We start from the raw sequence: 17851 nt of genomic DNA, 5'->3' as shown, positions 1-17851 counted from the left end.
TCAGCCGGCGGCGTCGGCCTGCCGCGCAGCGCGTTCGCTGACGAAGGCCTGGAACGCCTGCAGCGGCAGCGGGCGGCTGAACAGGTAGCCCTGGAACTGCAGGCAGCCGTTGTCGGCGAGAAAGCGCTGCTGCGCCTGGGTCTCCACGCCCTCGGCGATCACGCTCATGCCCATGCTCTGGCCCAGGGCGATGACGGTGCGCACGATGGTTTCGCTGCTGCTGTCGGTGAGCACGTCGCAGACGAAGGAGCGGTCGATCTTCAGCTTGTCCAGGGGCAGGCGCTTGAGGTGGCTGAGGGACGAGAAGCCGGTGCCGAAATCGTCGAGGGTGAAGCGCACGCCGTGTTCCACCAGGGCGGCCATCTTCCGCGACAGGTCCTCCATGTCCTGCACGATCAGGGTCTCGGTCAGCTCCAGTTCCAGGTTGCGCGCCTCGATTCCCGACTGCTGGATCAGCCCCAGCACGTCGTTGACGAAGGTGGCCTGGCGGAACTGGTTCTGGCTGATGTTCACCGCCAGGCGCAGCTCGCGGAACAGCGGGTTGGCCTTCCAGGTGGCCAGTTGGGCACAGGTTTCGTGCAACACCCACTGGCCGATGGGGATGATCAGCCCGGTCTTCTCGGCGTGGTCGATGAACTCGCCGGGCGCCAGCAGGCCGCGTTGCGGGTGCAGCCAGCGGATCAGCACCTCGGCGCCGAGCACGCGCCCCTGGATGTCCAGTTGCGGCTGGTAGTGCAGCACGAACTGCTGCTCCCGCAGGGCCGTGCGCAGGTCGCGGTCCAGCTCGGAGCGCTCGGCCGCATCGGTCTGCAGGATGTGCAGCAGCAGAAACAGCATCACCGCGGCGGCGATGCTCTGCACCCAGGAACCGACCACGCGCAGTTCGTCCGGCAGGCCGTAGCCCAGGCCCGGGCTCCAGGTGGTGGAGGCCATGAAGGTGAACAGCGCCAGGCAGAACAGCGAGACGCCATAGCGCAGCCACATCGGCTCGTCGCGGAAGGCCATCAGCGCGGCCACCGACACCGGCAGCAGGTAGAGATGGGACGCCCGTGGGGCAGCCGGGCTGGGCTCGTCCAGCACCAGGGTGGAAATGCTGATGACCACCACCAGCACGGCGAACAGCAGGAGGTTGGCGCTGCGCGCACGGTTGCGCAGGGTCAGGGCCAGCACGCCGAGCCCGCAGAGCACCAGCAGCAGGTCCATCGCCACGATCAGCCAGGCGCCACGCACCGCGAACACGACGCCCCAGAGCCCACCGATCACTAGCATCACCAGGCTGGCCAGCATCCGCATGCGCCGCTCGCGGCGTTGGCCGATCAAGGCCAGGTCGTGGGCAAGCCACAGCTGCTTCAGGCGTTTGAAAAAAGGCTGGGACGCGGGCATCGGCGGCTGAATACCTGGAGGGTCGGTATTCATTCTTGAGGAGGTTTGGCCGTTTGCAACCCGACGGCAAGCGAAACGGCAGCCTGTGTCGTGGATGGACAAGGGGAGCACGGCGTTCCGGGGTGCCGGTGCCAGGTGGGTGAGGGAGGGGTGCACAACAAGAACAAGGCCCGCCAAGGCGGGCCCGAGGTCCAGCGAGGGATGGTGTGTCAGAGCAGCGAGAGCGGGTAGCTCACGATCACACGGTTCTCGTCGAAGCGGTTGGTGTTGCCCCAGTCGCGGCGCTGGCTGGAGTTGCGCCATTTGACGGACAGGTTCTTCAAGGTGCCGGACTGGATGATGTACGCCAGCTCGCTCTCGCGACCCCATTCCTTGCCATCGGTCACGCTGCCGACATGGACGTTGCTGCCGTGGATGTAGCGGTTCATCAGGGTCAGGCCGGGCGCGCCGAGGGTGGCGAAATTGAAGTCGTGGCGCAGCTGCCAGGAACGCTCCCTGGCGTTGTCGTAGCTGGAGTTGTAGCTGTCGTTGGCCAGGGTGCCGCCGCTGGTGCCGTTGACGCGCATCCAGGCGTTGTCGCCGCTGAGCTTCTGCAGGCCCAGGTAGAAGGTGCTGCTGCCGTACTTGGCGGAGAGCAGGGCGGACCAGGTGCGGTTGTCGAGGTCGCCGGCCCGGGCGGAGCCGTCTTCCCGGCCGGTGAAGTAGCTGAGGTTGGCGCCCAGGGTCCAGTCGCCCAGAGGCTGGTTGTGCGCCACCTGCAGGTAGTTCTGGCGGTAGATGTCCTGCAGCTCGGCGTACCAGAGCCCGACCAGGGTGCGGTGCTCGTTGAAGCTGTATTCGCCGCCGGCGAAGCTGAAGCGGTCGGAGGTGAAGGCCGCCTTACCCATCAGGGACAGGTCTTCCATGCTGGCGTCGTTGCGCGGGCTGTTGCCGCGGAACTGGCCGCCGTAGAGGGTCAGCCCGGTGATCTCCCGGGAGGTCACCTGGGCGCCCTGGAAGGTCTGCGGCAGCGAGCGGCCATCGTCGGCGCGCAGGATCGGCAGCACCGGCATCCACTCGCCCACCTTCAGCTCGGTGTTGGCGGCCTTTAGCTTGCCGGCCACCGCCAGGCGGCCGAAGTCGTCGGCCGGGCGGCCGTCGTCGTGCACCGGCAGCAGTTGGGTGCCACGGGTGCCCTTGCCGCCATCGAGCTTGAGGGCGTACAGCCCGAGCACGTCGACCCCGAAGCCGACGGTGCCCTGGGTGAAGCCGGACTTGGCGTCGAGGATGAAGCCCTGGGTCCATTCCTCGGCCTGGTCCTGGGTGCTGGTGCCGACGAAATTGCGGTTCATATAGAAGTTGCGCAGGTTGAGCGTGGCGGTGCTGCCGTCGATGAATCCCGGGTTCTCGGCAGACTGGGCGGCCTGGCTGGCGAGGGCGCTGGCCAGGAGGGTGGTATGCAGGGCGTGGCGATGAGTGAGGGGCATGGTGGCCTCTGTCTTGTTGTTGTCGGGGCGCAGAACGCCCTTCGCAGGGCGCGAATGGGTACGGGTTACGAGGTGGAGGGCGATCAGGCCGAGCGCAGGCTCCGCCGCGCCGGGCAGACGGCAGGGGGCTGGCGATCAGGTGCACGGGGGCACAAGGGGAAGCAGGTGAGGGGCATCGGGAGGACCTTTCTTGTCGTTATCGGGGCGCCGGTATCCGGGAGTCGGGCCTGGGCCGATAGTGGTGGGCGGCAGGGCGCCGTTCAATTCGCCGCAAGCGCTTGTGTTCGGTCAGCGAACGCAAAGTAACTGCTTCGTACATTTCTGCGTAACGCTGCAGGTGTGTTCCAGGTTTCAGCATGGGGGCCGTGTCTTCTAGAATCGCCGCACCCGCATCCAGGACCCACGCCATGGCCGGTAGCCAGATCGAACGCGCCTTCAGTCTCCTTGAACGTCTCACCTCCGATCCCCAGGGGTTGGCGCTGCAGGCCCTCTCCGATGAGCTGCAGATCCCCAAGAGCGCAACCCACCGCATGCTGGCCGAGCTGATCCGCCTCGGCTACGTGCGGCAGAACCCCGACAACAGCCGTTACCAACTGTCCACGCGGCTGGTGGCCATGGCCTTCCGCCACCTGGCCAGCAGCGGGGCGGACATCGTCCAGCCGATCCTCGACCGCCTGGCCCGGGAGAGCGCCGAGCTGGTGCGCCTGGGCGTGACCGAGGGCGGCCGGCTGACCTGGATCGCCAAGTCCCAGGGGGCTCGCTCCGGCCTGCGCTACGACCCGGACATGGGGCGGGACGCGCCGCTGTTCTACACCGCCTCGGGGCACGCCTGGCTGGCGGCCCTGAGCGACGCCGAGGCGCTGGCCCTGGTGGAGCGCCAGGGCATCGCCGACCCGGCCGGCTTCGGCCCCAACGCGCCGCGCTCGAACATCGAGCTGCTGGAGCGCCTGCGCTGCGCCCGTGAGCGCGGTTATGCCTGGGTGGTGGAAAGCTCCGCCGTGGGCATGTCGGCGATGGCCGCCGTGGTGCGCCACCCGGTCAATGGCCACGTCATCGGCGTGCTCAGCGTGGCCGGCCCGAGCGCCCGCCTGCCGGAAGTACGCATGCACGAATTGGCGCCGTACCTGCTGGCCGCTGCCGGTGAGCTGGCGGACGCGAGCCAGGCGTCCGAGCTGTTCATGTGAGGTCTCCTGCGTGTGCTGCCCGCTTCCGTAGATGGCTGTGGGGCTATTGCGTGAAAATGGAATTACGTTCTAAATATCGCGAATTCATTTTTGGAACACCTTCCAGCGAGGCGTGCGTGCCCACCCATTTCCCTGGCGACCGGTTGCACAGCCGGTTGTTCATGCGTGCCTGCTGACACCTTTCCGGCCGGAAGCTGCCCATGCCCGAGCAGGCGTGCTCCCTGGCCGACTTGAGGTTGCTGGGCGTTCTCCATTTCGGCTGTTGCGCCGCGCGTCTGGCGAACCAGGCATCGGCGCGAACCCTGGCGCTGCTGGCCGGTCTCTGATCCATCGGCCTTTGCGCCGGTTCTCGAGGTGTCATGAGCGATCCGATTTCAACCGCTGTCAGCCAGCCGTTGCGTGGCGTGGCGCTGGTCCTGCTGGCGACCTTCCTGTTCGCCGGGCACGACGCGCTGTCCAAGCACCTGGGGGGTCTGTACCCGGTGGTGATGGTGGTGTGGGCGCGCTACCTGGTGCACAGCCTGCTGATGGCCGGGCTGTTCCTGCCCCGCGCCGGCCTGCGCGGGCTGCGCACCCAGCGACCGGTGCTGCAGGTGCTGCGGGCGCTGAGCCTGCTGAGCACCAGCCTGCTGTTCACCACCGGCCTGCAGTTCGTGCCGCTGGCTGAGGCCACCGCGGTGAACTTCCTGGCGCCGATCCTGGTGACGGCGCTTTCGGCACCGCTGCTGAAGGAACGGGTCAGCGCCGGTCAGTGGCTGGCGGTGGCGATGGGCTTCGTCGGCGTGCTGGTGATCGTGCACCCGGGTTGGGCGCTGTTCACCCCGGCGATCCTCTTCCCGCTGGGGTCGGCCCTGGGCTTCTGCGCTTATCAGTTGCTGACGCGCATTCTCTCGGCCCACGACAGCCCCACCACCAGCAACTTCCTCGCGGGGGTGTGCAACACCCTGGTGATGAGCCTGTTGGTGCCGTTCTTCTGGCAGGTGCCGAGCCTGTTCGACGGTTTGCTGCTGGTGGCCCTGGGCACGCTGGGCATGGCGGCGCACCTGTTCCTGACCCAGGCCTTCCGCCATGCGCCGGCAGCCTTGCTGGCGCCCTTCGGTTATTGCCAGATCGTGTTCGCCGGGCTGCTGGGCTACCTGCTGTACGCCCATGCGCCGGACCTGACCACTCTGGTGGGCATCGGCATCGTCTGCCTGAGTGGGCTGGGGGCGGCCTGGCTGCAGCGCAGCCGTGGCTGAGGGTGGGGAGTGGAGCGTGCACAGCCGCGGGAAGGCCTGTGCGTGAGGCTGAAGCGGGGGCCGAGGCCCCCGCTGGTCAGTGTCCCGGGTCCTCCTCGTCCCGTTGCCCGCGCGGGCCGCGCAGGTGGTCGAAATAGAAGAGTACGAGGCCGAAGGCGACGATGATCGCCGAGACGGCCAGACCGAGATGAGCGTTCTGCATCATGGATTCCGTTTCCAATGGGTGCGGTGGGCTCAGGGCTGGTGGCGAGGGTGCGCCATTCGCCTGAGAAAGGCCAGCATGACGCCGCTCAGGAGGAGCATCCCGAACAGCAGGAGGGGGTAGGCGATCCACCAGGGCGCGCCGGCGGTCATCATGCTGAATTCCGACATGCCGCCGATGCTGGCCACCAGGTTGAGCGGCAGGAACACCACGTTGATCAGCGTCAGCTTGCGCAGCATGTCGTTGATGCCGTGGTTGGCCAGGCTGCCCCGTGCGTCCATCAGCGCGGCGAACACCGTGGAGTAGATCCGCGCCTGCTTGTAGCACTGCTCGTTCTCGATGATCAGGTCGTCCAGGGTCGCCAGGGCTGCCGCATCCAGTTGGTACTCGGTGGCGTGGTTGCGCAGGCGTACCAGTACGGTGGCGTTGCTCTGGATGGCGTTGAGGTAGTGGATGAGGCTTTCGCTGAGGTTGACCATCTGCATCAGGTGGCTGTTGTCCAGCGAGCGGTTGAAGCGGGCCTGCAGCTCGCGGGCCACCAGCTTGATGACCCGCAGGTGGCCGAGGTAGTGGTGGACGCTGCTGAACAGCATGTCCAGCAGCACGTCGCGTGGGCAGTTCAGGGCTCCACGCTGGCCGACCCCTTGCAGCAGCGAATCGCCGGCGGCGATCACCAGCAGCCGTGTCGGCTCCAGCAGCATGCCGAAGGCGCTCACTTCGAAGACCATGCCGTCCTGCCCGGTGCAGCGCTCCGGGCGCTTCCAGATCAGGAACAGCCGCTCGCCGTGGAATTCGATGCGCGACACCTCGTCGGGGTCCAGGGCCGAGTCCAGCGCGTGCTGGTCCAGTTGCCAGGTGCGGCACAGGTGCTCGCGTTCGCCGGCATCGGGGTCGACGCACAGCAGCACGCTGGCGTCCGCTTCGGTGGTGCGCTGCAGGCGGCCCTCGCCCAGGCGGTAGGCATCGAGCATGGGCTCACCAGGCCTGGCCGCGACGGCGGAGGTCGAGGCGGCGGATGAACTCCTCCAGCACCAGAGCGTAGAGGTCGTCCTGCAGGTAGGCGTCCTCGATGCCGGCGTCCAGGTTGGGGTTGTCGTTCACCTCGATCACCACCACGCGGTCGCCGGCCTGCTTCAGGTCCACCCCGTAGAGGCCATCGCCGATCAGCCCGGCGGCCTGCAGGGCCAGGTCAACCACGGCACGGGGCGCCTCGTGCACCGGCAGGGTGCGGCACTCGCCGTTGATGTCGGCGCCCTTGGCCTTGTGGTTGTAGATCTGCCAGTGGCCCTTTGACATGAAGTACTGGCAGGCATACAGCGGCTTGCGGTTGAGGACGCCGATGCGCCAGTCGTACTCGGTGTAGCAGTACTCCTGGGCGAGCAGCAGCACCGAGTGCTCGAACAGCTCGCCGGCCGCGCGGCGCAGCTCGGCGGCGGAGGTCACCTTGATCACCCCGCGGGAGAAGCAGCCGTCGGGGATCTTCAGCACCAGGGGGAAGCCCAGTCGCTCGCCGACCTGCTCGATCTCGCCGAGGCGCTCGCGGTAGAGGATCTCGGTGGCGGGCATGCCCAGCCCGTGGCTGGCCAGTAGGTCGGCCAGGTAGACCTTGTTGGTGCAGCGCAGGATGGAGCTGGGATCGTCCATCACCACCAGCCCTTCGCTCTCGGCCTTGCGGGCGAAGCGGTAGGTGTGGCTGTCGACGCTGGTGGTCTCGCGGATCAGCAGGGCGTCGTACTCGGCGAGCCGTGCATAGTCCTTGCGGCCGATCAGGTCCACGGCGATGCCCAGGCGCTCGCCCACCTCGACGAAGCGCTGCAGGGCCAGTGGGTTGGAGGGCGGCAGCGCTTCGCCCGGGTCATGCAGGATGGCCAGGTCGTAGCGGGCCTGGCGCGGTGCGCGGGGCTGGCGCCAGACCTTGCGGCTGAAGCGGTCCAGGGCGTCGGCGAAGAGGTCCTGCTGGTCGTCCCGCAGGCGGTGCAGGGCACCCGGTCGTACACCGGTCACCTGCCAGCGTTCGCCCTTGCGGAAGTCCACCAGCAGGATCGGGCAGGGGAAGGCTTCGAACAGTTGGCGGGCAATGTCCTGGAGACTTTCAAGTTCGGTGTGGCCGAAATAAAGACTCAAGGTGAACCCTTCGGTATTGCCGCAAGGTTGTTGTTCGAGTGCATCGTCCAGTGACGTCTCAAGTTCATCCAGCGCCAGCCCGTAGATGGACTTGCGGGTCAGCTCATTGATGGTCTTCACCGACGGGATGACTTTATGTCCGCGTGCCTCGGCCAACAGCGAACAGTAATAACCGTGGCCCAGGTACTTGTAGTTGCGACACAGGTTGATGACCTGCGCGCGCGGCCTGGAAGGCCCGCCGGGCGACTGTTCCAGGTAGTCGCGCGCACTGATCAGGTAATCCGTGGGGAAGTAGGCCGACCAGTCTTCGGTCCGCTCGACAATGATCAGGGGATGGTTGGAAAGTTCTTCCGTTTGAATCGGCCTCAATTTGAAAGTTGCCGCCGTTCGTGTTCTGTCCAATACTTCCTGCCACCGGTTCTGCACCGCATTCATGGGATTTATCGATCCGTTCGGGAACACAGGCTTTCTATTAAGCACGCGCTTTTGGAAATGTCCCGGACCGTTACGCACTCTTTACGGAGTTCCCATGAAACTTGATTTTCGCGTTGCTCGGGCGACGGATCTGCCCGAACTGGTGGCCCTGGAAAACCGCACCTTCAGTCACGACCGGCTCAGCCCCCGCAGCCTGGCCTGGATGGTCAACCGCGCCCATGCCGCCTTCACCGTGGCGGAGCATGAGGGGGCGGTGGTGGGCTATGCCCTGGTGCTGTTCCACCGGGGCACCTCCCTGGCCCGGCTGTATTCCCTGGCCATTGCCGAGCACCTGCAGGGCCGGGGCATCGGTCGGCAGTTGCTGGAGCAGGCGGAGCGCTGCGCCCACGCGCACGACTGCGCCTACCTGCGGCTTGAGGTGCGGGTCGACAACCCGGCGGCCATCGCCCTCTACGAGCGCGCCGGCTACCGGCGCTTCGCGGTGATCGACGACTACTACGAGGACCACGCCGGCGCGCTGCGCTACGAGAAGCGCATCCGCCAGCCGCGCCAGGCCGGCACCCGCCGCGTGCCCTATTACCCACAGAGCACCGACTTCACCTGCGGCCCGGCCTGCCTGCTGATGGCCATGGCGGCGCTGTACCCGCAGCGGGCCATGGAGCGTCGCGAGGAGGTGCAGCTGTGGCGCGAGGCGACCACGGTGTTCATGACCGCCGGCCATGGTGGCTGCAGCCCCCAGGGCCTGGCCCTGGCGGCCTGGCGACGGGGTTTCCGGGTGCGCCTGCAGGTGAGCCGGCGCGGGCCGCTGTTCCTCGAAGGCGTGCGCAGCGAGGACAAGCGCGCGGTGATGCGCCTGGTGCACGAGGTGTTTCTCGATGCCCTGGCCGGTACCGACGTGGAGCAGGTGGAGGCGCCCTGGGCGGAACTGGACGGCGGCCTGCGGGCCGGTGGGGTGCTGCTGGTGTTGATCAGCAGCTACCGGCTGACCCGTTCCAAGTCACCGCACTGGGTAGTGGTCACCGGGTGCGACGAGGATTTCGTCTACCTCCACGACCCCGATGTCGACCACAGCCGGCAGCCCCTGGATTGCCAGCACCTGCCGGTGAGCCGGGAAGCGTTCGCCCGCATGAGCGCCTTCGGCCGCCACAAGCTGCGGGCTTCGGTGACGCTGTTCCGCCGCGAGGGCTCAGTCGCCGCAGAAGCGCAGCCGGGTGACGCGGTAGTCGATCATGCTGCTGTGGGCCTGCATGGTCTGCAGCCACTGCTCGGCCACGTCGCGGCGGGTGAAGGCGCCCATGGAGGCGACCCGCTTCCAGGTGCGCTCCTCCCGCAGGCGTGACTCCAGGACGAAGACCGCCTCCAGGCCGTGGTCCTGGTACCAGGGCAGCGCCGCATCGCGGTCGTCGGGGCGCTGCTGCAGCTGCCGGACCTGGGCTTCGAGGGCTTCCAGCCTGTGTTGCGCCTCCACCAGGGCGGCCAGGGCCTGGTCGCGCTCCTGGCGGAGGAACTCGGTAAGCCGGCTGCTGGCGTGGTCGTCCAGAGCCAGGCGCTCGCGCTGTTCAGCCTGGCGCTGGCGCCAGGCACGCTGGCGTTCGGCGTTGCTCTGGGCCTGGCCGTTGCAGGGGCGCCCGCGCTTGCGCGGCGGAGGGGCGGTCGTGCTCATGGGGAAGTTCCGGGGGGCGTCGGAGGCTGATTATCGTTACGTAACAAAAACCTGCAAGTCCTCGATGATCTCGTCATTCAGGGTGTTTGGCGTTTTTTGCGTTACGTAACGAATAATCTGTGAAAACGGGTACTGATCATGAGCGGCTATTCCTCCGTTGCCAGGTCATGAAGCCGCCAGCGCACCGAGCTGACGCCTTTCTCCAGGCTCACCCGGCTGACCAGGCGCTCCAGTTGGGTGGTGGTGCCGGGTTTGCCGAGCAGTTCGGCGCGTACTTCCAGGCGCCCGGGTGTGGTCTGGTCCTGGCTGTGCAGCGATTGAAGGCGCAGGCTGCCGCCCTCCAGGTCATGCAGCATCAGGCTGCGCACCTGAATCTCGTCTTCGGCGCGGCAGACGATGTCGACGCTGTAGCGTTGTTCAACTTCGCTGCCGGGCAGGGTGTCCAGGTGGTTCAGGCGCTGGGCGATGTCACGCAGCAGGATGTTGGCGCAGAGCACTGCCAGGGTGCCGAGAGCGGCTTCCAGCAGCAGGCCCATGCTGCACAGCACGCCAATGGCGGCGGTGCACCAGAGGGTTGCGGCGGTGTTCAGGCCGCGCACGTTGAGGCCGTCGCGCATGATCACGCCGCCCCCGAGGAAGCCGATGCCGGAGACCACGTAGGCGGCGATGCGCGAGGCATCGCCGGCCATGCCCGGTACGCCCTGGCTCATCAGCACGAACAGGCAGGCGCCGGTGCTCACCAGGGCATTGGTGCGCAGGCCGGTAAGGCGCTGGCGCAGTTGACGCTCGGCGCCGATCAGCGCGCCGAGTGCGAGTGCTGCGGCGACCCGCAGCAGGAAGACTTTCCAATCCATGTTCCACCTCATGTCCGGCCGAGGGGCCGGGGTGTGTGCCGGATGACCGGCGCTGAAGGGGCGTGGATTGCACAGGCAGGCATCACCGTCGCGCAGGCAGCGCGTCGATGAACGTCAAGGAGGGGGCGTGTCGGGCCACCGTCCGCTGAAGGCAGCGAGACGGCGGCAGGGGAAACCGCTGGACGTGCTCGCTGTTCAGCCCTGTCGCAATCGACCGGGGCAACTGTCCAAGGGGTTCTCCTGTTACTGGGGAAGGGGCGGGCGGAATCTACGCGCGTCCCTGTATGAGGTCAATCGCGCCAGGCGATCCGTTCAGTCAGCGTTCAGTCATGCGCTTGCAGGCATCCGCGAAACGTTGTAGCGGGGCCCTCCCAAAGAGCTACAGGCGCGCAGGAAGGGGCTGACTGGCTGTGTGTCGCTGCGGCCCGCCTTGCGTCATGGGGTATGTGTCTTGGCACCTGGACATCGACCGCGTGGTCCGCTGAGTCAGCGAACGCTTCCCCGTTTCTCCGCAGCAAGGGCGGCACGTCGCAGCTCGGGCTGCTCAACGCCTGCATCCTTCGGCGTCTGAACAACAGCGACGAGTTGAACCAGATCTGCTGACCGAGAAAGCCTTCAGTCCGCGAGGGAGCTGGCGGACATCCGAGTGGGTTGACGGTGCAGGCTCTCTCGAGAAACCGATCCCTGTATCACTGCAGCAATATGCTTGTTCAAATTTTTCTTGAACTCTCGCTTAGTGGTCTACGCTCTAGTGCCAATGCGCTTGTAACCAAAACGTCAAAGCCTTGGTGCATAACACTGGAACTAGGTTTCTGATCTGTTTTGGCTTTGGCTTTGGGCTTCGATCAGGTAGTGTGTTCGAGGGACGAACGGATACGGCTTCAGGCAGTTTCTTCAATGCTTGGTGCCAGTTAGGACATCGACTGCTTCACTCCTTGTCGGTGTACATGCTTCGGGATAGGTAAGGACGTTCAATGGATAGATTCCGCATCGACAGCCACAAACTTATTTACCATCCGCAACGGGTGGCCCAGATGCTGGACGCAGGAGACGACTGGGAAAAAGCCAAGAAGGTCTACCCGATTTACGTAGAGGTTTCACCTGTCGGCGCTTGCAATCACCGATGCACATTCTGTGCGGTCGACTACATCGGCTACCAGGCTCGCATGCTGGACGCAGCTCGGTTCGCCGAGCGACTGACAGAAATGGGGCAGCTCGGCGTGCGCAGCATCATGTATGCGGGAGAGGGGGAGCCACTCCTGCACAAGAAGATCAATGAAATTGTGGAGGCGACCCGAGCCGCTGGCATTGACGTCTCGTTCACCACTAACGCAACCGTAATGAATGAGGCTTTCATTGAGCGGTCGTTGCCCCTCACGTCCTGGATCAAGGTTTCACTCAATGCGGGAACGGCAGAGACCTACGCCAAGATCCACGGTACCAAGCCCCGAGATTTCGACCGAGTGGTCGAGAACCTGAAGAGTGCGGTGGCAGCCAAACGCCGACACGGGCTCGCCTGCACATTGGGCGCTCAGGCGGTTCTGTTGCCTGAGAACGCGCACGAGATGGTGACACTCGCGACGCTGTGTCGGGACATTGGGCTGGACTATCTGGTCGTCAAGCCGTATTCGCAGCACCTGTTCAGCGATACCCATCTTTACGAGGGCATCAACTACACCAACTATCTGCCACTGGCTCGCGACCTCAGAGGGCTCAGCACCGATGACTTTCAGGTGGTGTTTCGTGAAAACACCATGAAGAAGTACATGGAGTCGGAGGAAAGCCGTTATACGCACTGCAATGCCACACCATTTTTCTGGGCTTATGTCATGGCGGATGGTTCGGTGTATGGCTGCAGCGCCTATCTCCTGGACAAGCGCTTCATGTACGGGAACCTCAACGAGCGCAGTTTTCAATCAGTCTGGGAAGGCCCTGAGCGTGAAGAGAACTTCCGCTATGTGAGGCACCAGTTGAACATCAAGGATTGCCGCAAGAATTGCCGCATGGACGAGATCAATCGTTACTTGTTCAGTCTGCGCGAAGGCAACATCGAGCACATGAACTTCATCTGACTGCCTTGCTGGGAGCCGGCCGGACAGGTCGGTATTGGTCGTCAACTCGATAAGACAAGGAAATAGGCATGAAGGCCTTGGTGACTGGCGGTGCCGGCTTCATTGGAAGCCATCTCTGTGAATTGCTGATCAGTGAAGGGCACGACGTTATAGCCCTCGACAACCTCACGTCCGGGCGCCTTGCGAATCTTCAACCGGTAAGCGGTGCGCCGGGATTCAGCTTCGCTCAAGTCGACATACGCGATCTGGAGGCCATGCGTTCGCTGTTCGAGGGGGTGGACTGGGTTTTCCATTTGGCTGGTCTGGCCGATATCGTGCCCTCCATCGAGATGCCCGCGCAGTACTACAGCACGAACGTCACGGGGACGTTCAACGTCCTTGAGTGTGCCCGCGCTGGCGGTGTGAAGCGTCTGGTCTACGCTGCCTCATCCTCCAGCTACGGCATCCCTGACCATTATCCTACCCCGGAGAACGCCCCCATTCGTCCGCAGTATCCCTATGCGCTGACCAAGTACATGGGTGAAGAACTCGTGCTGCACTGGGCGAGTGTCTACAGGTTCCCAGCGCTCTCGTTGCGGCTGTTCAATGTCTACGGGCCTCGCTCGCGCACCACGGGAGCGTACGGCGCGGTCTTTGGGGTGTTCCTTGCCCAGAAGTTAGCTGAGCGCCCATTCACCGTGGTGGGGGATGGGACCCAGACACGCGACTTCACCTATGTGACAGATGTCGCCCGAGCATTTCTTAGTGCAGCAGCTTCCGATGTCCAAGGCCTTGCCCTGAATGTGGGCAGCGGCAGTCACTACAGCGTCAACCGCTTGGTCGAGCTGCTCGGAGGCTCCGTTGAGTTTATTCCCAAGCGTCCTGGAGAGCCGGATTGCACGTTCGCGGACACCACCCGGATCCAGCAGGTTCTGGATTGGCAGCCAAGGGTCAATTTCGAGCAGGGCGTGGAAAACATGCTTGCCGTGATCGATGACTGGCGCGATGCCCCTGTCTGGGACCCCAAGAGCATCGATCAGGCGACGCAGGCCTGGTTCCAGTACCTCGGCCAATAAGGGCATTCAAGTGAACTCACCGCTTATGTTGGCGAATCGGGTAGCCGAGTTCGCGGAACTCATCGGTCGTTGCGAAATCACTGACCAGGCACGCTTGAAGATGCTCCTGGAGGATGGTGTCGCCACGTTGTGCGATCGGCTGGACACGTTGCGGGCGCAGGGGCGCAATCTGTACCTAGTGGGGAATGGCGGGAGCGCGAGTATCGCCGCCCATGCCGCCACCGATTTCTTCAATGTTGGCAAGCTGAAGGCCGTGACGTTGCACGAAAGCTCGTTGATGACCTGCATGGCCAACGACTTCGGCTATGAGAATGCCTATGCACGGATGCTGAGCCAGATGATGTCGCCCGGTGACGTGCTGATCGCGATCAGCAGCTCGGGCAAATCACAGAACATACGAAATGCCGCTGTAGCCGCCAACTCCGTTGGTGGCTATGTGGTCACGCTTACGGGCTTTGCACAGGACAATCCGCTTCGAGAGCTAGGGACCTTGAATCTCTGGCTCGACTCACACGATTACGGGCTTGTCGAGATTGGCCATCAGTTTCTGTTGCACAACATTTCCGACCGTTTCGGGGCGAGGGGGAGGCTGGCATGAGTAACAGCAAGGTCCTCAGCCTGAAAGAGCTTTCGGAACGAGCCTTGGAGCTCAAGCGCCAGGGCAAGCGCACGGTACTTTGCCATGGCACCTTCGACCTGATGCATACAGGGCACATCCGCTACCTTCAGCGCGCTCGTAAAGAGGGTGATGTGCTGTTGGTTACGGTCACGGCGGACGAGTTCGTGAACAAGGGACCTGGCCGGCCGATCTTCAACGAACACCTGCGCGCAGAGAACCTCGCAGCGCTCCAGTGCGTCGACTTTGTCGCAATCAACCCAGCGATGACGGCAGTGGAAGCCCTTCATGCCATCCAGCCCAGCGTGTACGCCAAGGGCAGCGAATACCGCGTCCAGGCGGATGACGTCACCGGTAACATCAATCGCGAGCAGGATGCTGTCGAAGCCCACGGTGGAGAGATGTTCTTCACCGATGAGATCACCTTTAGCTCCAGCCAGTTGCTCAACGAGCATTTCGATGTTTTCGCTCCGGAGACCAAGCGTTTCCTCGACCAGTTCAAGGAGCGCTGGACTGATCGCGAGCTTCATGGACTGGTCGACAGCCTGAGCGACCTGCGAGTGCTGGTCGTGGGGGATGCGATCATCGACCAGTACCACTATGTCTCGCCTCTTGGGCAGACTGGCAAAGGCAACGTTCTGGCCGTGCAGTACGACTCCGAAGAGCAGTTCGCAGGGGGATCGATTGCCGTTGCAAACCACATTGCACGCTTCGCGGAGTCAGTGACCCTGGCCGCAGGACTAGGGGACCGGGACAGTCACGAATCCTTCATCCGTGAAAAGCTCCAGCCGAACGTGACCCCGAATTTCGCCTATTTCAATAATGCACCCACGGTCACCAAGCGGCGTTTCGTCGACGGTGATCTGGCCAAGTTGTTCGAGGTGTACTTCTTTCACGATGAACCTGTCCTGGAAGGCAATGGCGAACGCATCCTGCGCTGGCTGGTGGAGAACGTATCCGACTACGACCTAGTGGTCGTGGCGGACTTCGGCAATGGCTTTATCACCCCCGAAATGGTCCAGGTCCTGAGCACACGCTCGCGTTTCCTTGCCGTCAATACCCAGATCAACAGCGGCAATCGTGGGTATCACGTCATCAACCGCTACCCCAGTGCCAGCTTCGTCTCCCTGAACGAGCCGGAGTTGCGCCTGGCCGCTCACAACCGCCATGACCCGTTGGAGCTGATCAGTGAGCGTGTCGCCGGTAACCTCGGCTCACGCTACGTGGCCGTTACCCGGGGTACGCGAGGGGTCATGATGCATGAGGTCATGGGGCAGACCTTCCATCGAGTTCCTGCCCTGTCGTCGCGGGTGATCGATCGGATCGGTGCAGGCGATGCATTCCTGTCTCTGGCAGCCCTTTGCCTGGGCAAGGGACTGCCAGCCGAGGTCGCTGCATTTGTTGGCAGCGTGGCAGCCGCCATGGATGTACAGATCGTGTGCAACCGTGAGCCCATCGATCCAGTGGCACTCAAGAAATACGTTTCCACCCTACTTAAATGATGAAGGAAACCGTCCCGATGACTGCTACCAGCCTGCTGTTTGCGATGTTGCGCATCCGGCGGATCGAGGAAGTGTTGGCCGCACGCTACGCGGAGCAGCAGATGCGCTGCCCGATGCACCTGTGCATTGGGCAAGAGGCCATCGCAGCCGGCGTGTGCAGCGCATTGCGCTCGACCGACAAGGTTTTCAGCAATCACCGGGCCCATGGACATTACCTGGCCAAGGGCGGGGACCTGAAGGCGATGGTCGCCGAGCTCTATGGCCGATCCACCGGGTGCTGTGGTGGACGCGGAGGCTCCATGCACCTGGTCGATCTGTCGGCCGGGTTTCTGGGGGCTACCCCGATTGTCGGGGGGACCGTCCCGCTGGCGGTCGGGGCAGCCTGGGCCGCGTCACTGAAGGGGACCGACGAGGTGACCGTGGTGTTCTTCGGTGATGGCTGTTTCGAGGAGGGCGTCGTGCATGAGTCGCTGAACTTTGCGGCCCTGCATCGACTTCCCATTGTGTTTGTGTGCGAGAACAACGACTTCTCCGTCTACACCCGTCGCAACGAACGCCAGCCGGAGCGGCCAATCCACCCTATTGCTGCAGCGCACGGGTTGCAAACGGCCTGGGGTGATGGCAACGATGTCGAGCAGATTGCCCGCACCGCCCACACCGCCATCGAGCGTTGCCGGGAAGGTGCCGGGCCTCAGTTCCTGGAGTTCCAGGTCTATCGCTGGCGCGAGCATTGTGGCCCCGATTTCGACGATCACCTCAACTACCGTACTCCGGCTGAAGTCGAGCTTGGTCTTGCTCAGTGTCCGATCCAGCGCCAGCTTGAGAGCCTCATGTCGCGAGGCGCATTGGCCTCTGCTGATCACCAGGACATGCTTCAGCAAATAGAGCGTGAGGTCGAAGATGCCTTCGACTACGCGCTCGCCAGCCCTACGCCCAGCACTGAAGACGGACGGGGGAAGCTCCATGCCTAACATCATCCGCCAATTGACATTCGTCGACGCTCTGCGTGAAGGCCTGGACCAGGCCATGGCACAGGACAGCCGGGTCATCGTGATCGGCGAAGGGGTCCCGGACCCCAAGGCCATCTTCAACACCACCGCAGGGCTGCGCGAGAAATACGGGAGCAAGCGGGTATTCGACATGCCGCTTGCCGAGAATGGCCTTACAGGGGCCTGTATCGGTGCCGCCATAGCAGGGTTGCGCCCGGTGATGATCCACCAGCGCATCGACTTCGCAATGCTCGCGATGGACCAGATCATCAACAATGCCGCCAAGTGGCATTACATGTTCGATGGCAAGTCCTCCGTGCCGCTGGTGGTTCGGATGATCGTCGGGCGGGGTTGGGGCCAAGGCCCCCAGCACTCCCAGAGTCTGCAGGCATTGTTCGCACACATCCCCGGATTGAAGGTGGTGATGCCTACCACGGCCCACGACGCCAAGGGGCTGATGATTGCCGCCATCGAGGACGACAACCCGGTGATCTTCATCGAGCATCGTTGGCTACACCATGTGAAGGATGACGTACCAGAGGCCTATTACCGTGTTCCCATCGGCAAGGCACGGGTTCTTCAGCAGGGCGACAGCGTCACCATTGCCGCGTTCTCCTACATGGCCTTCGAGTCGTTGATTGCAGCGCGTGCGCTGCTGGCGGAGCTGGAGATTGCGGTCGAGGTGCTGGACATGCGCTCGGCACGCCCCCTGGATATCGACTCGGTACTGGAGTCCGTGCGCCGTACCGGTCGATTGATAGTGGCCGATACGGCCCACAAGACCGGTGGAGTGGCGGGAGAACTGGTGGCGCAAGTCACGGAGCGTGCATTCGGATCGCTCCGCAAGGCGCCGATTCGCATTGCCTCGCCGGACTACCCGGCTCCATCTTCTCCATTCATGACGGAGCACTATTACCCGGAGCCTTGGCATGTTGCGGAAGCTGTGTTGAGCCTTCTGGACATGGAGCTGGATGCGAGGCGACGGGAGTGCTTGCTGGCCGTGATGAAGCGCAATGGGCCGCATGACGTTCCCAATCGGGATTTTTCCGGGCCTTTCTAGAACTGGGC

The 17851-nt window shown here is 63.9% G+C and carries 15 protein-coding genes; 9 read left to right on the top strand and 6 right to left on the bottom strand.

All coding sequences use genetic code 11. The annotated features are described in order from the left end of the window. Entirely contained in the window at positions 1-1383 is a 1383-nt protein-coding gene (locus A9G05_RS09375; RefSeq protein WP_069560706.1) for a bifunctional diguanylate cyclase/phosphodiesterase, read from the bottom strand. Between the two features lie 209 nt (positions 1384-1592). After that, a complete protein-coding gene (locus tag A9G05_RS09370; protein ID WP_083265528.1) occupies positions 1593-2849 on the bottom strand; it encodes an OprD family porin in 1257 nt (418 codons plus the stop codon). A 407-nt stretch (positions 2850-3256) separates the two neighbouring features. On the opposite strand from A9G05_RS09370, the gene A9G05_RS09365 reads away from it, so the two are divergent. Both A9G05_RS09365 and A9G05_RS09360 read left to right on the top strand, forming a co-directional pair. Further along, positions 3257-4033: an IclR family transcriptional regulator gene (locus A9G05_RS09365; protein WP_069560705.1), complete on the top strand. Its 777-nt coding sequence runs from the start codon at positions 3257-3259 to the stop codon at positions 4031-4033. 359 nt (positions 4034-4392) lie between these two features. After that, entirely contained in the window at positions 4393-5271 is an 879-nt protein-coding gene (locus tag A9G05_RS09360) for a DMT family transporter (RefSeq protein ID WP_069560704.1), read from the top strand. A 76-nt stretch (positions 5272-5347) separates the two neighbouring features. Here A9G05_RS09360 and A9G05_RS28040 read toward each other — a convergent pair whose 3' ends face one another. The 3 genes from A9G05_RS28040 to A9G05_RS09350 are packed head-to-tail and all read right to left on the bottom strand — an operon-like array spanning position 5348 to position 8032. Continuing rightward, positions 5348-5473 carry a hypothetical protein gene (locus A9G05_RS28040; protein WP_256548326.1) on the bottom strand — a complete coding sequence of 42 codons (126 nt, stop codon included), beginning with the start codon at positions 5471-5473 and terminating at the stop codon, positions 5348-5350. A 32-nt stretch (positions 5474-5505) separates the two neighbouring features. Then, entirely contained in the window at positions 5506-6444 is a 939-nt protein-coding gene (locus tag A9G05_RS09355; RefSeq protein WP_069560703.1) for a magnesium transporter CorA family protein, read from the bottom strand. Positions 6445-6448: 4 nt separating this feature from the next. Beyond that, positions 6449-8032, bottom strand: coding sequence for a RimK family protein (locus A9G05_RS09350; RefSeq protein ID WP_069560702.1), 1584 nt, complete (start codon positions 8030-8032; stop codon positions 6449-6451). Positions 8033-8126: 94 nt separating this feature from the next. Here A9G05_RS09350 and rimI point away from each other — a divergent pair, with 94 nt between their 5' ends. Beyond that, positions 8127-9371 carry a ribosomal protein S18-alanine N-acetyltransferase gene (gene rimI / locus A9G05_RS09345; RefSeq protein ID WP_083272528.1) on the top strand — a complete coding sequence of 415 codons (1245 nt, stop codon included), beginning with the start codon at positions 8127-8129 and terminating at the stop codon, positions 9369-9371. A 470-nt stretch (positions 9372-9841) separates the two neighbouring features. Here the strand turns inward: rimI and A9G05_RS09335 are convergent, their stop codons facing one another. Beyond that, positions 9842-10549 carry an MgtC/SapB family protein gene (locus tag A9G05_RS09335; protein ID WP_069560700.1) on the bottom strand — a complete coding sequence of 236 codons (708 nt, stop codon included), beginning with the start codon at positions 10547-10549 and terminating at the stop codon, positions 9842-9844. A gap of 974 nt (positions 10550-11523) precedes the next feature. Here A9G05_RS09335 and A9G05_RS09330 point away from each other — a divergent pair. The 6 genes from A9G05_RS09330 to A9G05_RS09305 all read left to right on the top strand — a co-directional run bounded on the left by A9G05_RS09330 (position 11524) and on the right by A9G05_RS09305 (position 17843). Continuing rightward, a complete protein-coding gene (locus tag A9G05_RS09330; protein ID WP_069560699.1) occupies positions 11524-12621 on the top strand; it encodes a radical SAM protein in 1098 nt (365 codons plus the stop codon). 68 nt (positions 12622-12689) lie between these two features. Beyond that, the gene (locus A9G05_RS09325) at positions 12690-13676 is read left to right on the top strand and encodes an SDR family oxidoreductase (protein WP_069560698.1); all 987 of its coding nucleotides are present in this window, start codon (positions 12690-12692) and stop codon (positions 13674-13676) included. 100 nt (positions 13677-13776) lie between these two features. After that, positions 13777-14274, top strand: coding sequence for an SIS domain-containing protein (locus tag A9G05_RS09320; protein ID WP_256548332.1), 498 nt, complete (start codon positions 13777-13779; stop codon positions 14272-14274). After that, positions 14271-15794, top strand: a complete 1524-nt coding sequence (locus A9G05_RS09315; protein WP_069560696.1) for a PfkB family carbohydrate kinase — start codon at positions 14271-14273, stop codon at positions 15792-15794. The genes A9G05_RS09320 and A9G05_RS09315 overlap by 4 nt, the downstream gene beginning before the upstream one ends. Before the next feature lie 17 nt (positions 15795-15811). Further along, positions 15812-16765, top strand: a complete 954-nt coding sequence (locus tag A9G05_RS09310) for a thiamine pyrophosphate-dependent dehydrogenase E1 component subunit alpha (RefSeq protein ID WP_083272531.1) — start codon at positions 15812-15814, stop codon at positions 16763-16765. Continuing rightward, entirely contained in the window at positions 16758-17843 is a 1086-nt protein-coding gene (locus A9G05_RS09305) for an alpha-ketoacid dehydrogenase subunit beta (protein ID WP_069560695.1), read from the top strand. Before A9G05_RS09310 ends, A9G05_RS09305 begins: the two co-directional genes overlap by 8 nt. Positions 17844-17851: the final 8 nt, after the last annotated feature.

This window comes from Pseudomonas sp. ENNP23, assembly GCF_001728945.1.
In the GTDB taxonomy this organism is placed as follows: domain Bacteria; phylum Pseudomonadota; class Gammaproteobacteria; order Pseudomonadales; family Pseudomonadaceae; genus Metapseudomonas; species Metapseudomonas otitidis.
The sequence above is the reverse complement of the archived record's forward strand: the minus strand, read 5'-3'. Positions and strand labels throughout refer to the sequence as shown.